The sequence below is a fragment of the Williamsia sp. Y853 genome, assembly GCF_056786495.1.
In genome coordinates this window covers 17,276-30,925 of the sequence record NZ_JBXCJC010000004.1, presented here as the reverse complement: position 1 = coordinate 30,925, position 13,650 = coordinate 17,276, and the positions used below count along the sequence as shown (strand labels likewise).

General features: G+C 64.6%; 14 protein-coding genes. 5 read left to right on the top strand and 9 right to left on the bottom strand.

Going from position 1 to position 13,650, the window contains the following annotated elements:
• The first annotated feature begins 69 nt into the window (after positions 1–69).
• Complete coding sequence (locus tag AC1TPF_RS20630; protein ID WP_482141323.1) at positions 70–966, top strand: SDR family oxidoreductase; 897 nt, start codon at positions 70–72, stop codon at positions 964–966.
• On the opposite strand, the gene AC1TPF_RS20625 is transcribed toward AC1TPF_RS20630, so the two are convergent.
• A complete protein-coding gene (locus AC1TPF_RS20625; RefSeq protein ID WP_482145174.1) occupies positions 951–1,880 on the bottom strand; it encodes an NAD-dependent epimerase/dehydratase family protein in 930 nt (309 codons plus the stop codon). The two genes, AC1TPF_RS20630 and AC1TPF_RS20625, sit on opposite strands and share 16 nt — an antisense overlap.
• Positions 1,880–3,907 carry a DUF6541 family protein gene (locus tag AC1TPF_RS20620; protein ID WP_482145173.1) on the bottom strand — a complete coding sequence of 676 codons (2,028 nt, stop codon included), beginning with the start codon at positions 3,905–3,907 and terminating at the stop codon, positions 1,880–1,882. Before AC1TPF_RS20620 ends, AC1TPF_RS20625 begins: the two co-directional genes overlap by 1 nt.
• A gap of 84 nt (positions 3,908–3,991) precedes the next feature.
• Between AC1TPF_RS20620 and AC1TPF_RS20615 the strand changes: the two genes are divergently transcribed.
• Entirely contained in the window at positions 3,992–4,534 is a 543-nt protein-coding gene (locus AC1TPF_RS20615; RefSeq protein WP_482145172.1) for a GNAT family N-acetyltransferase, read from the top strand.
• A gap of 10 nt (positions 4,535–4,544) precedes the next feature.
• Here the strand turns inward: AC1TPF_RS20615 and cysC are convergent, their stop codons facing one another.
• From cysC to AC1TPF_RS20595, 4 genes are all read right to left on the bottom strand, one after another.
• The gene (cysC, locus tag AC1TPF_RS20610; protein ID WP_482145171.1) at positions 4,545–6,404 is read right to left on the bottom strand and encodes an adenylyl-sulfate kinase; all 1,860 of its coding nucleotides are present in this window, start codon (positions 6,402–6,404) and stop codon (positions 4,545–4,547) included.
• Positions 6,404–7,336, bottom strand: a complete 933-nt coding sequence (gene cysD, locus AC1TPF_RS20605; protein WP_482141333.1) for a sulfate adenylyltransferase subunit CysD — start codon at positions 7,334–7,336, stop codon at positions 6,404–6,406. Before cysD ends, cysC begins: the two co-directional genes overlap by 1 nt.
• A complete protein-coding gene (gene stf0 / locus AC1TPF_RS20600; protein ID WP_482145170.1) occupies positions 7,333–8,136 on the bottom strand; it encodes a trehalose 2-sulfotransferase in 804 nt (267 codons plus the stop codon). The genes cysD and stf0 overlap by 4 nt, the downstream gene beginning before the upstream one ends.
• An 82-nt stretch (positions 8,137–8,218) precedes the next feature.
• The gene (locus AC1TPF_RS20595) at positions 8,219–8,989 is read right to left on the bottom strand and encodes an IclR family transcriptional regulator (RefSeq protein ID WP_482141337.1); all 771 of its coding nucleotides are present in this window, start codon (positions 8,987–8,989) and stop codon (positions 8,219–8,221) included.
• A gap of 153 nt (positions 8,990–9,142) precedes the next feature.
• Between AC1TPF_RS20595 and AC1TPF_RS20590 the strand changes: the two genes are divergently transcribed.
• Positions 9,143–9,916: a CoA transferase subunit A gene (locus AC1TPF_RS20590; RefSeq protein WP_482145169.1), complete on the top strand. Its 774-nt coding sequence runs from the start codon at positions 9,143–9,145 to the stop codon at positions 9,914–9,916.
• Positions 9,916–10,584, top strand: a complete 669-nt coding sequence (locus AC1TPF_RS20585; protein WP_482141341.1) for a 3-oxoacid CoA-transferase subunit B — start codon at positions 9,916–9,918, stop codon at positions 10,582–10,584. The genes AC1TPF_RS20590 and AC1TPF_RS20585 overlap by 1 nt, the downstream gene beginning before the upstream one ends.
• Here AC1TPF_RS20585 and AC1TPF_RS20580 read toward each other — a convergent pair.
• The gene (locus AC1TPF_RS20580) at positions 10,581–11,357 is read right to left on the bottom strand and encodes a PIG-L family deacetylase (protein ID WP_482145168.1); all 777 of its coding nucleotides are present in this window, start codon (positions 11,355–11,357) and stop codon (positions 10,581–10,583) included. The two genes, AC1TPF_RS20585 and AC1TPF_RS20580, sit on opposite strands and share 4 nt — an antisense overlap.
• Positions 11,358–11,506: 149 nt before the next feature.
• Here AC1TPF_RS20580 and AC1TPF_RS20575 point away from each other — a divergent pair, with 149 nt between their 5' ends.
• Positions 11,507–12,739, top strand: coding sequence for a lipase family protein (locus AC1TPF_RS20575; protein WP_482145167.1), 1,233 nt, complete (start codon positions 11,507–11,509; stop codon positions 12,737–12,739).
• A gap of 5 nt (positions 12,740–12,744) precedes the next feature.
• Here AC1TPF_RS20575 and AC1TPF_RS20570 read toward each other — a convergent pair whose 3' ends face one another.
• Both AC1TPF_RS20570 and AC1TPF_RS20565 read right to left on the bottom strand, forming a co-directional pair.
• The gene (locus AC1TPF_RS20570; RefSeq protein WP_482141346.1) at positions 12,745–13,047 is read right to left on the bottom strand and encodes a cytochrome C oxidase subunit IV family protein; all 303 of its coding nucleotides are present in this window, start codon (positions 13,045–13,047) and stop codon (positions 12,745–12,747) included.
• A gap of 4 nt (positions 13,048–13,051) precedes the next feature.
• Complete coding sequence (locus AC1TPF_RS20565) at positions 13,052–13,642, bottom strand: cytochrome c oxidase subunit 3 (protein ID WP_482145166.1); 591 nt, start codon at positions 13,640–13,642, stop codon at positions 13,052–13,054.
• Positions 13,643–13,650: the final 8 nt, after the last annotated feature.

Here is a 13,650-nt window from a genome sequence, read left to right as displayed (position 1 = left end):
ATATGCTACTCTGATGACAGTTACTGACATCAGGCCCGGGAGTTCCGGACCATCGACAAGGAGAGATTCATGCGCGTATTTGTGACCGGGGCCTCCGGTTGGATCGGTTCGGCCGTGGTACCCGAACTACTCGACGCCGGACACGAGGTGGTCGGCCTCGCCCGTTCCGACACTTCCGCGGCAGCACTGGGCACCGCGGGCGTCGAGGTACATCGCGGCAGCCTCGACGACCTCGAGGTCCTACGCAAAGCAGCCGACGCCGCTGACGGCGTCATCCATCTCGCCTTCAAACACGATTTCTCCGACTTCGCGGGCGCCGGCCGCACCGAGCGCGCGGCCCTGGAAACGCTGAGCGAAACGCTTGTCGGCTCCGATCGCCCCCTGCTCTTCGCGTCCGGCGTTGCCCTCATTCGCCCGGGACATGTTGCGACAGAATATGATTCCACTCCGATGAGCGGTCCCGACGCACCCCGCGGCGGTGGCGAGGCACTGGCGCTGGGCTATGCGGCGCGAGGCGTGCGATCGGTGGCCCTTCGGTTCGCTCCCACCGTGCACGGCGACGGCGACCACGGCTTCATGTCGACGATCGTCGGGGTCGCACGCGAGCGCGGCGTGTCCGGGTACATCGGAGACGGATCGAACCGCTGGCCTGCGGTGCACGTGCGCGACGCCGCTCGAATGACGCGACTGGCCCTCGAGAAGGCACCGGCGGGTTCGGTGGTCCACGGTACGGCGGAAGAAGGCATCACCGCGCGAGAGATCGCAAACGTCATCGGCCGTCACCTCGACGTCCCCGCGCTGTCGGTGGCCCCGGAAGACGTTGCAGCACACTTCGGTTGGATCGGAGCCATCTTTGGGCTCGACATACCCGCCTCGAGCACGATCACAGGACAGCTCTTGGATTGGACCCCGACACACACCGGGTTACTCGATGACCTCGAGGCAGGGCACTACTTCCGAAAGTAGTCGACGGTCGCCGCTATGCCTTCGGTCAACGGCACCGCAGGCGTCCAGCCGAGTACCTTGCCGGCGTGTGAACCATCGATCGACGAATCCCGGACGTCACCGAGCCGAGCCGGTTCGAAGGTGGGAGTGTCTGCGGCACCGGCCGCGGCAGCCACCATCGTGTGCAGGTCACGGTCGGACGTCTGGACTCCGGTACCGATGTTGAACCGTTGTCCCCCACCATCTTCGGCGGAAGCCAACACGAACCCGGCGACCACATCGTCGACGTACACGTAGTCGCGGGTGTTGCCGCCGTCGCCGAACAACTTGGTCGGCGCCCCGGAGAGAAGATGCTTGGCGAAGATCGCGACCACGCCCGCCTCACCATGTGGATCCTGGCGTGGCCCATACACATTCGCGGGTGCGATGTGGGTGCAGTCGAGTCCGTAGAGCGACCGGTACATGTTGAGGTAGATCTCTCCGCTGACCTTGGCCGCGGCGTAGGGACTCATCGGCGCCAACGCAGCCGTCTCTGCCACCGGCAGATGCTCGGGTGAGCCGTAGATCGAACCGCCCGACGACGTGAAGACGATCTTGCGGACGCCCGCGAGCCGGGCCGCCTCGGCGAGCCGAATCGTCCCCAGCACGTTCACGTTTGCGTCATGCAGCGGATCGGTCACCGACGCCCGGACATCGATCTGCGCGGCGAGGTGGAAGACGACCTCCGGCTTGGCTTGTGCGACCACCTCATTGAGGTCGATTGTGGTGATATCACCTTCGATGATCGTCGCACCGCGCTCGATTGCGTCGGTCAGGTTCGCACGGCGGCCCCGCGAGAAGTCGTCGAGGACAACAACCTCGTGCCCCTGCTCGAGAAGCCGGTCGACCAGCGTCGACCCGATGAAACCGGCGCCGCCGGTGACCAATGTGCGCATTACCGCGTCCCATTCCGTACTTCTTCGGTGACCTCGAAGATGGTCACGTTGCCTTGGGAAAAGATCTCCCGCAAACCCGGTGCCCCGGACTCCCGCAGTTGCAGGTAGGGGTCACCAGTGATGCCCTCTTCTGGTCGCGGTGGACCCTGCTGGAACCACCAGTAGCTCGGCGGCGCGTCGATGACGTAGCGGATGTTCAAGTCGCGGACGATCTGATCGATCTCCGGGTCGCTTCCGATCTTCGCAACATTCCAGAAAAGGTGAGCCTGGCGCTCACTGAAATCGTTGGCCCGATAGAACGGGAACAGTGGCGTCAAACCGGCCACCGGATACATCCAGCCGGTGCCCTGGTCGAGGTTGTTGAGGATCACCGTGTCACGGGCATCAGGTTGCTGCGCAAGCCATTTGTAGGCCTCGACATCCTCGACTCCGATGCGCAGCTCGCTCCGGTACTGGGTGGCGATCTTGCCGTTGTCGGCGTAGCGCCACACCCCGGCGCCCAGGACCAGCAACAAACCGACCACTGCGACCGCCGGAATCACCAGGGCGTTGTCGCGGAACCGTTCTCGCCTGGCCAGCAGACCCGCCGCCCATAAGACCGCAACGCCCACACCGATTCCCGCCGCGGTGGCGGTGAACATCGACACGACAAAGGTGAGTCGGTGCACCGAATTGTAGAAGTATCCGCCGAGGGCACCCAACAGTTTTGTCGGCAGCCCGCCGTAATCGTAGATCGCGTTTGCCGCGGTCAGGACGAACGTAATCCACGCTGCCACCATGCCCCAGCTTCTGGACCACACCAACCAACCCAACCCGATTGCAGCCGGAATCAGCAGGTAGATCAGCGGGTAATTGTCTTCGAGCAAATCAGTGCCTTGAAATGCCGCACGCGCCAGCGCCTCGGCCGCAGTGGCGTCCGGATCGCGGAACCCGTAGCCGGACAACTCGTTGTTGTCCGACATCTTGAGGGTGCCGATGATCACCGGACTGATCAGCACCAGCGCCGATGCGCCGATCGCAGCCAGACCGGTGAAGTCGCCAAGTCTGCCGCGCACCGGCGACCACAGCCGCTGCAGGAGCCACCACAGTCCGACGATGACCGCCACAACAACAAGCCCGGACGGATGCGTCGCGGCGGTACCGGCAATGGCCAGCGCGGCGGCCAGAATCCGTCGCCGATCGGTCAGCGCCGAGGCGACCAGAACCGCGGTGACCGGCGCCAGGGAGACGCCAACCGCGTTCGGGACGGCGGTGAAGGCCAGCTCGACGTACGGAAGCGAGGGGAACACGGCGGTGATCGCGGCGGCCAATGCGGCGAACACCGCGGCCCGGTCGGGATCAAGCCGGCTGCGGCCGAGCCAGTAGGCAAGCGCACCGATGCTGATCGGCAGCGTGAAGGCGAGCACCGCGGGTGAATAGACGTTGTAGATCTCCACCGTGTCGGCACCGGTCAGCGGATACAGCAGGGATCCCAGCGAGTGCCACGTGTTCGGGTAGTAGTTGAAACCGCCCGTGTCGTAGTTCATCAACTCGCCCATGTGCAGCGCTGACGCATCGCCGCTCTCATGAATCCAGCGCAGCGCGTCGGCATGCCAGAGCGCATCCCACACCTGGGAGATGTTGTTCAGGCCGAGGAACGTGGTGCCCATCAGCCGCCGGATCGACGACATCATGATGATCACCGCGCCCAGCAGCACGCCCCCGGCCATCAGCAGCATTGACCGCCTGCTCGGACCCGGAGTGTCGGTGACCGGCGTCGGCGCGAGCCATCCCAAGCGGCGCGCGCAGCGATCCCAGCCCCAGGCGATCAGCCAGCACAGCACCACCATGAGCAGCGCGGTGAGCAGATTCCACGGTATGGAGACGATGCCGTACAGCACCGTGAACACGCCGACCATCCCGAAAGTGAGGGGCGCACCCGCCGCCACGGCCACCGGCCAGGGCAACGACATCCGCCGGCCGACAAGTGCGCCGGGCACGATCATGATCACCGCGGTGACCACCGTGACCCATGCGGCCAGCAGCATTCAGATCCCATCCGTCGCTTGTGAGTCTCGCTATCAGGTTTGGTTAGACCTTAAACGAGGCTTGTGCACACTAAGTTGGAGCATATGGACTGGCCACGTCATATCCCGACATTGACCGACCGGGTTGTCACCTTGCGGCCGCTGACCAGTGCCGATGCATCGTCCGTGCAGGCCGCGAGTCAGGATCCGCTGACCGTGGCGTACACCGTGGTGCCGAGCCCGTACACCGCTGCCGATGCCCGCGACTTCGTGGAGAGCCGGTCGGTGCGGGTCTGGCCCGGATTCGACCTGGCCATCGTCGACGACGCGAACAGCTTCCTCGGACTGTGTGGTCTGCACGCCGAAGACGACGACGCGATCACCACCATCGGGTACGCGGTGGCCCCGTGGGCCCGCGGCCGGGGCATCGCCACCCGCGCAACTCGGCTGCTCGTCGACTACTCATGGCAGATCGGTGCCGCCCGGGTGAGCCTGGACGCCTACGCCGAGAACGCCGGATCACGGGCGGTCGCCCGCAAGTGTGGATTCGTCGAGGAGGGCATCGCGCGGTCGGGCGCATTGGGTAAGAACGGTCGTCGTCACGACGTGGTGATGCACGGACTCCTGCGTACCGATCCCGGCGCGTAGCGGAGGCCTCTCACCCCTCGCGACCCGCCAGGATGTCGAGAATCTTCTTGACCAGCGTGTCCGAATCCGCGCCGGTCGTGTCGATCACCAGGTCCGGGTTCTCCGGGGCCTCGTAAGGCGTGTCAATCCCGGTCAGCCCCTTGAGTTCACCGGCCCGGGCCCGGGCATACAACCCCTTCGGGTCACGGCGCTCGCACTCCGCCAGCGGTGTGGCGACATGGACTTCGATGAACGGCAGGTCCGCGGCCGCACTGAGCGCCCGCGGAATCTCCCGGTCCGAACGCAGTGGCGAGACGAGTGAGGCGATGGCCACGACTCCGGCATCGGCGAACAATCGGGTCAGATGACCGACCCGGCGGATGTTTTCGGCCCGGTCACCCGCCGAGAACCCGAGGTCGTCGGAGAGTCCGTGGCGGACGTTGTCGCCGTCCAGCAGGTACGCGACCCGCCCGGCCTCGACCAGTTCGCGTTCCAGGGCAACCGCCACAGTCGATTTGCCCGATGCAGGCAGTCCGGTCAGCCAGATCACCGCACCGCGCTGACCGACCGCGCTCCAGCGATGATTTCGTTCCAGCGCCGACGGATGCCATTTGATGTCGCTGCGTTTGCGTTCACCGGGTTTGACCACCCTGGCCTCGGTGATCGTGCCGGCGCCGACTGTGTCGTTGGAGTTCTCGTCGATCAGGATGAACGCGCCGACGTCCTTGTTCGACGAATACGGGTCGGCCACCACGATCGAACTGGTGCGCAGTGTCACGGTTCCGACGTCGTTGAGGGCGAGTTCGACCGGATTCTGCTCTTCGGCAAGGGTTTCCGGATCAAGACGACTGCCGATCTCCTGCACCGTTGCGCGCACGGTCCGGGTGGTCTGCTTGAGTCCGATCCGGTCTCCGGCCCGCAACGGGGTCTTGGAGAACCAGCAGACGGTGACGTCGAGTTCGCGGGCAGAGACCGGCAGGTGCGCGTCGTCGGAGCCGCTGACGATCATGTCGCCGCGACCGACGTCGATGTTGTCGGCCAATTCCACCGACACCGACAGCGGCGCCACCGCAATGGTGCGATCGGCGTCCAGGGTGTCGAGGGCGGTGACAGTGCTCCGCGATCCGGAGGGCAACACCAGGACCGGATCCCCCACCTGCAGGGTTCCGGCCGCCAAGCGTCCGGTGTAGCGGCGGCGCTCTTTGTCATCCGGTCGCGAAACCCATTGCACAGCAAGGCGAACCTCGGTGGGTAGCGGAGCAGGTGCGGTCAGTTCGACGCCTTCGAGGAACTCCAGCAACGTCGGACCGGTGTACCAGGGCGTGTTGCCGGAGCGGGTGACCACGTTGTCGCCGATCTTCGCCGCCAACGGGACCACCGTCAGCCCCTTGACACCGAGTCGCGCTGCGAGCGTGTGTAACTCGGCCTCGACCTCGTCGAACCGCTCTTCGCTGTAGTCCACGAGATCGATCTTGTTCACGGCCGCGACCAGATGCGGGACGCCGAGGAGCGTCGCGATCCGGGCATGACGGCGGGTCTGCCGGACCACGCCGGCGCGGGCGTCCACGAGCAGCACCGCAACGTGGGCATTCGACGCACCGGTGAACATGTTGCGCGTATACCGCTCGTGCCCGGGTGTGTCGGCCAGGATGAAATTGCGTGTGGCCGTGGAGAAGAAGCGATAGGCGACGTCGATCGTGATGCCCTGCTCGCGTTCGGCCCGCAGGCCGTCGGAGAGTGCCGCGAGGTCGGCAACACCTTCGGTGTCGGTCACGGATTCGAGGTGGTCGATGGGCAGGCTGTCGGTGTCGTGCAGCAGGCGCCCGATCAGGGTGCTCTTACCGTCGTCGACCGATCCGGCGGTGGCGAGCCGCAACAGTTGGCGAGTCATCAGAAGTACCCCTCTCGTTTGCGGTCTTCCATGGCCGCGGCGGAGGTCCGGTCATCGGCGCGGGTCTCGCCACGCTCGGACACCGTCGACGCCGAGATCTCGGTGACCACATCGGCAATGGTGGTCGCCCGGGAACGGACCGCACCGGTGATGGTCAGGTCACCGACCGTCCGATAACGAACCCACTCGACGCTTGCGATCTCTTCGTCGGCGGGACCGGTGTACTCCGAGGTGGCCAGCAGGATGCCGTCGCGCTCGAACACCTCACGCTCATGCGCGAAGTAGATCGGCGGCAGCTCAAGACCTTCGAGTTCGATGTACCGCCAGATGTCGAGTTCGGTCCAGTTGCTCAGCGGAAACACCCGGACCTGTTCACCTTTCCGGATCCGGCCGTTGTACAGCGACCACGGTTCGGGCCGCTGCGACCGGGGGTCCCACTGGCCGAACTCGTCGCGGAAGCTCAGTACCCGTTCCTTGGCCCGCGCCCGTTCCTCATCACGGCGGGCGCCTCCGAACGCGGCATCGAACCTGCCTGCCTCGAGAGCGTCGAGCAAGGTCCGGGTCTGCAGGCGGTTACGGGATCCGGCTGGTCCCCCGACCTCCTGCACTCGACCGGAGTCGATGGATTCCTGCACCGAACCCACGATCAGTCGATGTCCGTCCGCCGCGAGTCGCCGATCCCGAAACTCGATGACCTCGGGAAAGTTGTGGCCGGTGTCGATGTGCAGCACCGGGAATGGCAGCGGCGACGGACGAAAGGCCTTCTCCGCCAACCGCAACAGGACAATGGAGTCCTTACCCGCAGAGAACAGCAGGACCGGTCGTTCGAGTTCGGCCACCACCTCGCGGATGATGTGCACGGCCTCGGCTTCGAGTATCCGCAGTTCGTCCACGTGTGTGACGTCCCCGGTGATCTCCGTGCTGCTGCTCATGTGGGCAATCCCCTTTGTTCTGCGTCTTCGCGATAGCGCTGCACCCACTCATTCGAACGACCGTTGGCCTGCCGTTCCAGAACGGGCGGCGGCGCGGAAGCAGGATCGAGGCCCAGTTCGATCAGGATTCCCGAAATGACCGTTGTGGTGTCGCGGGCCAGATCGCGATAGTTCACCTCGATCGGCGTTATCGCCTCGTCGGCGAACCACTTTCGCCAGCCATCTTCCTGGTTGCGCAGGATGGACACGAGATGCGCAATGCCGTCTGCGTTGTACTCCGCGGTGTCGTCGAGCGCCGGTGGCGCCTGGCCACGCCAGACCTGGGTCTGCACCGCCCGCCAGAACGAAACCGCCTGCGGCACCGGGTCCTCACGGTTCACCTTGATGAACAGGGGATCCTCACCGAGGACATCGAACAGCGCCGATCGCAGCCCGGTTCCACTACGACCGGTCAGGCCCGCAGCACGCTCGATGACCAATGGGGTCTGATTCCACATCAACTTGCCGCCCCAGACGCCGTTTCCGGTGCGACCATGACTGGAGATCCGCGTTCGCCACTCGTCGCTGGTCTCGGTTGTCGGGGTACCTGGTTCCAGTGGCGCAAGCAGTTTCAGGATCTGTGGGTCGTCGACCCCGGCGAACCATTGCCGGGGCTGCGGTGCGCGCGACGTGCTCGGCAGATACTGGAAGTACTCCTCGGGCTCACCGGCGATACCGGTGTACCGCAGGCACTCGACAAGCAGCGTGCTGCCGCTGCGCTGCGATGCACAGACAAGGTAAGACCGGGGGCGCGTTGCCATGGCACTGAATATAGAGATATCTAGCGTCGGCGCAATTGATGAGAGCAGCTGTTAATCAGAACGATTCAAAGTATTGACTTTGTCAGGATTTGAGTCTGCCGGACAACAGATGTGCCTGTTCGAGCAGCAGAACGCCCATCTCTCCGATCCGCTCATCCCGAAAGCGGGTCTGCACCCCCGTCAGGCTCAATGCCCATGCGGGTCGTCCGGTCCGGTCGAACACCGCCGCGCCGATGCCCCAGCTGCCGTCCACGATCAGCGCCGGATTGACCGCGTAGCCGGTACGTTTGGTCAACGCGATGCGTTCCCGAATATTTTCCTCTGAATGCACTGGGCCCCAATCTTTCTCGGGCTTCATCCGGGAGAAGTAGTCGTCGACGTCGCGGTCCGGGAGATGACTGAGAATCGAAAGACCCGCCGAGGCCACACCCAACGGGAACCGGATCCCCTCGTGCAGCACATGGGACCGGAGCGGGAAGCTGCCCTCTTCCCAGAGCAGACAGACGGTCTCATCACCGCGCCGAGCCGACAGGAACGCACTCTCCCCGGTCTCACGAGCGAGCTTGATCAGGACATCGTGGGCCTGATCGCTGATGTCGTATCGATTGGCCGCACCCACCCCGAGCAGATACAACTCGGGACCGAGCCGCCACCGTCCGGTCTCCAGGTCCCGGTCGATGAGTCCTTCCTCGGCCAGCGAGGTCAACAGCCGGTGGGCCGTGGGTCGCGCCAGGTCGGTCGCTTTGCCCAGATCGGTGGTCGAGGCACCGCCCGGCTCGGCGGAACCCACCGCCCGCAGGAGCGCACCCACCCGGGCGACCACGTGCGAGCGAGACGGCGAATTCGCGTTCATCAGATGAACGTACCTGACGTCACTGATCGCTCCGCGACCACTTTCGCGACGATTTGCCGGTTCACTTGATCCCCCGAGCAGCAAGGTTGTTGACTGAAACCCGACATCGTCGGCGTTTGCTGTATGGACGCGGCCGATTGCCCGAAGAAGCGAATGGGAGAAATAGTGAGTTCAAAGGTGTACGAGTCGGCCGCGAGCGCAGTCGCCGACATCAAGGACGGCGCATCGCTGGCCGTCGGAGGATTCGGGCTGTGCGGAATCCCCGATGCGCTGATCGAGGCACTGGCGGAAACGAAGGCCGCCGAGCTCGAGGTCTTCTCCAACAACTGCGGCGTCGATAATCAAGGGCTCGGCATCCTGCTGGGTCTCGGCCGGATCCGCCGGGTCACCGCCTCCTACGTCGGTGAGAACAAGGAGTTCGCCCGGCAGTACCTGGCAGGCGAACTCGAGGTCGAACTGACCCCGCAGGGCACCTTGGCCGAGCGCCTGCGTGCCGGCGGCGCGGGCATCCCCGGCTTCTACACCCCGGCCGGCGTCGGCAGCCCCATCTCGGACGGTGGCATGCCCTGGCGTTACGCACCCGATGGTTCCATCGCCATTTCGTCCCCGCCCAAGGAGACCCGCGTCTTCGGCGACAAGCGGTACGTCCTGGAAGAGGGCATCAACGCCGACTTCGCGCTCGTACATGCCGAACTCGGCGACACCGACGGCAACCTGGTCTTCAACAAGACCGCCATGAACTTCAATCCCCTGGCCGCGATGGCGGGCAAGATCACGATCGCGCAGGTCGAGCGACTCGTCGAACCGGGCGAGATCGATCCGGGAGCGGTGCACCTGCCTGGCGTCTTCGTCCAGCGCATCGTGCACACCGGACCCCAGGACAAGAAGATCGAAAAGCGCACCGTCGCAACCGAAGGAGCCAAGTGATGTCTGCCCCCACGGTCACCGGATGGACCCGCGACCAGATGGCCGCCCGCGCGGCGGCCGAGATGATCGACGGCGAGTACGTCAATCTCGGCATCGGTCTGCCCACCCTCATCCCGACGTATCTCGGCAACGATGTCCGGGTCACCCTGCATTCGGAGAACGGCATCCTCGGCACCGGCGGCTACCCCACCGATGACGCTGTCGACGCCGACCTCATCAACGCCGGAAAAGAAACGGTCACCGTCAATCCCGGTGCGGCATTCTTCGATTCGGCCCTGTCCTTCGGCATGATCCGCGGCGGCCACATCGACACCGCGGTACTCGGTGGCATGCAGGTCTCCAAGACCGGCGACCTCGCCAACTGGATGGTCCCCGGCAAGATGGTCAAGGGCATGGGCGGGGCGATGGACCTCGTCCACGGCGCCGCCCGCGTCATCGTCCTGATGGAGCACACCGACCGCGCCGGTAACCCGAAGATCCTCGAGACCTGCACCCTGCCGCTGACCGGCCAGGGTGTGGTCAACCAGATCATCACCAACCTGGGCATCATCGACATCGTCGGCGACGGCACGCTGGTGCTGAAGGAACTCGCACCGGGAGTGACCGCCGACGACGTCATCGCCGCCACCGGGGCACCCCTCACGGTTGAGTTGGCTTCGCCGGCCTAAAGCGGAAGCGCGGTCTCCTTCGGCCCGGAGTGGTGGGTTTCGCCGGCGCGGCGGAACCACTCCAGGCCGAAGGCCGCCCGCAACGCGTCGACGGGCATGTCCAGGAACGGTTCGAAGTCGCCGACCTGCGTGGCATGCGCAACCATCGCCGCCCGCTTGGCCTCGATGAACGCGGTCACGTCGACTTCCGTGGTGATCTGATCGCCCGGGACCCCGATCTTGTCGATGTTGGGTGCGTCCTCGGCATCCCACTGGGCGTTGGCCTTGACCAGCGCGCGGAAGTGGTCCCGGTTCATCACGCTCTCGTACGCGTGGGCTGTCCCGGCGATCTGCGAGGCCCGCAGCCCCACATGATGTACCTGGATGTGGTCGGGGTGGCCGTAACCGCCGTAGCTGTCGTAGAACGTCACGACATCGGCCCGCTCTTCGGTCAGAATGTCTGCCAGCGCCTGCGCCGAAGTCTCCACCGGGAGATTCGCAAACGCCTGCGGGTTGTCGTTCTCGGGAGTCCCCGCCATACCGGAATCCGAAAATCCCAGCATCACAACACGATCCACACCCAGCGCCTCCGCCGACTTCGCCAGTTCATCGCGCCGCCGTTCGATCAGTGATTCACCGTCGGCGAGGATCCCCTCCGGGAACTCCCCGGCGGCGCCGTCGGTGGCAGTGACAAGCACAACCCGATGTCCGGCCTCAGAGGCTTGGCGCATCGTGCCGCCGGTCCCGAACACCTCATCGTCGGGATGCGCGTGAAAACATACAAGAACACTCATGACCTATCCCTTGCTCAGCGGTACCGCAGGACCGAACACTGCAGTCTAGCCACTGAAGTAATTCACCCGAATCCGCGCGAACAAACATTAATCTCGGTTAACCTGTGCGCGAAGTCGCCACCATGAGATCACCTTGGGGGATAACACTCATGCCGCGTTCACACATCACCAGCCGATACCGCCTGTCGACGACGACCCTGACCCTGTGCATTGCCGTGCTCATCGGGGCGCTCATGTCCCCCGTACCGGCCGGAGCAGCACCGCTGTACCCGACGCCGTTACCGGATCGGTTCTACCAGCAACCCCCGGACCTCGCGGACAAGACACCGGGGGACGTCCTCGCGGCCCGCCCGATGCCCGCTTTGCCCGCATTCCCTGACACCACAGTCACTCTCATCAAGTTCCGGTCCACGAGCTCCGAGGGCGAACCGATCGCAGCGACGACCACACTGCTCACCCCGCGAGGCCACCAGAACAACGGGCCACTGCTGTCGTATCAGCACATCATCAACGGCCTGGGCACCAAATGTGCTGTGTCGCAAGAGTTGTACACCTCCGACCCGAATCTCGCGATCCGAGAGGCGCCTGGTCTGAACGTCGCACTTGCCCGCGGCTGGAGCGTGGCCCTGCCCGACCACCTCGGCCCGAACAGCGCCTACGGTGCCGCCAAGCTGGGTGGACAGATCACCCTCGACGGCATCCGGGCAGTCCAGGCGCTACCGCAGTCGAACACCAGCCAGAGCCCGGTGGCAATGGTCGGATACTCCGGGGGCGGGATGGCCACCGCCTGGGCGGCCGCTCTGCAACCTACCTACGCGCCGGATCTCGACATCGTGGGCGCCGCCGAGGGCGGTGTCCCGATGAACCTCACCCAGATGGCCGAAGGTCTTGGCCTGCAACCTCATCCGGCTTTTGGACTGGCGTTTGCGGCGGCCATCGGCCTGGAGAGGGAGTATCCCGACCGGCTTCCCATCAGCGAGCAACTCAACGCCCGAGGTTTGGCGCTGCGCAATCAGATGGCCAACGGGTGCACCAACGACATCCTCGCGGGCGGAGCCGGCTTGAGCGCACGAATGGTCGCGTCATCGGAGTCGCTGGCCTCGGACCCGCGGGCTCGCGCCGTGCTCGATGAGAACAGCGTCGAACTGTACGCCGGTGTCCCGACCATCCCCATTTTCGAATGGCATGCGCCGAATGACGCCTTGATCCCTGTCGCAGCGATCGAGAACACCATCAGGCGCTACTGCGCCGCGGGGACAAAGGTCGACTCCGCCCAGATCCCGAGCCCCGACCACCTGACGACTGCGGTCTTGGGCGCACCCGTGGCGTTGAACTATCTCGATGAACGCTTCCGGGGGATCCCTGCGCCGAGCACCTGCTGACGCTTTCAAAGAAGATAGATCACCAGGATCGCGGTCCAGAGAACAAGAAGCCAGGCGTCGGTGGCCGTCTTCAGCCACTTCGGAGCCGATCGCACCTCCATGAAGTACCGGATGATCAGCCGGCCTTTGATGAAACCCAACACGATCACGGTGACCGTGATCGCGACACTGGCACCGGTCGAATCGCCGGCATGTCCGGGTGCCAGCCACCATGATCCGATCGTGATGCCACACAACACGATCCATGCGTAGTTGATGGCACGGGTCGATCGATCGCCGCGCTCGACCCGATCAGTTGTCGTGGTCACCGGTTCACCTCATCACGTAGAGCAGCGCAAAAATGACAACCCACAGCAGGTCGACCATGTGCCAATAGGTGGCCCCGGATTCGACCATCGAGACACGTCGGCGCCGGGGGTTGCGAAGTTCGCGCACAACAACTCCCAGCACCACCAGGCCGATGAGCACATGGAGCAGATGCACGCCGGTGAGCACGTAGTAGAACGAGAAGAACTCATCGGAATTGGTGTAGCCCTGCGAGATCTTCGACCACCACTCATACGCCTTGATGCCGATGAACACCATCCCGAGTGCACCGCAGGCATAGATAAGACGTACGGCCCGGTCCGGATCACCGGCCCGTGCAGCGTGGACACTGCGCGCGATGAACCATGAACTCGTCAGCAGCACAATTGTATTGACCACACCGAGGTTGATGTCGAGATGCTGCTGCGACGCCAGATAGGCATCCGGCGACATGGACCGATGCACCATGAAAATGATGAAGTAGCCACCGAAGATGACCATGTCGCCGAGCACCATGACCCACATGTGGCCATCGCCGGGCAGGTGTCCGTCCCGCTCGTTGACGGAAATCGGTTCCGATGACAGAGATTTTGTCACTGACCAGG

Excerpts from the sequence above, each read along its gene's own strand:
- AC1TPF_RS20630 (WP_482141323.1), top strand. The coding sequence starts at position 70 with ATGCGCGTATTTGTGACCGGGGCCTCCGGTTGGATCGGTTCGGCCGTG.
- AC1TPF_RS20625 (WP_482145174.1), bottom strand. The coding sequence starts at position 1,880 with ATGCGCACATTGGTCACCGGCGGCGCCGGTTTCATCGGGTCGACGCTG.
- AC1TPF_RS20620 (WP_482145173.1), bottom strand. The coding sequence starts at position 3,907 with ATGCTGCTGGCCGCATGGGTCACGGTGGTCACCGCGGTGATCATGATC.
- AC1TPF_RS20615 (WP_482145172.1), top strand. The coding sequence starts at position 3,992 with ATGGACTGGCCACGTCATATCCCGACATTGACCGACCGGGTTGTCACC.
- cysC (WP_482145171.1), bottom strand. The coding sequence starts at position 6,404 with ATGACTCGCCAACTGTTGCGGCTCGCCACCGCCGGATCGGTCGACGAC.
- cysD (WP_482141333.1), bottom strand. The coding sequence starts at position 7,336 with ATGAGCAGCAGCACGGAGATCACCGGGGACGTCACACACGTGGACGAA.
- stf0 (WP_482145170.1), bottom strand. The coding sequence starts at position 8,136 with ATGGCAACGCGCCCCCGGTCTTACCTTGTCTGTGCATCGCAGCGCAGC.
- AC1TPF_RS20595 (WP_482141337.1), bottom strand. The coding sequence starts at position 8,989 with ATGAACGCGAATTCGCCGTCTCGCTCGCACGTGGTCGCCCGGGTGGGT.
- AC1TPF_RS20590 (WP_482145169.1), top strand. The coding sequence starts at position 9,143 with ATGGGAGAAATAGTGAGTTCAAAGGTGTACGAGTCGGCCGCGAGCGCA.
- AC1TPF_RS20585 (WP_482141341.1), top strand. The coding sequence starts at position 9,916 with ATGTCTGCCCCCACGGTCACCGGATGGACCCGCGACCAGATGGCCGCC.
- AC1TPF_RS20580 (WP_482145168.1), bottom strand. The coding sequence starts at position 11,357 with ATGAGTGTTCTTGTATGTTTTCACGCGCATCCCGACGATGAGGTGTTC.
- AC1TPF_RS20575 (WP_482145167.1), top strand. The coding sequence starts at position 11,507 with ATGCCGCGTTCACACATCACCAGCCGATACCGCCTGTCGACGACGACC.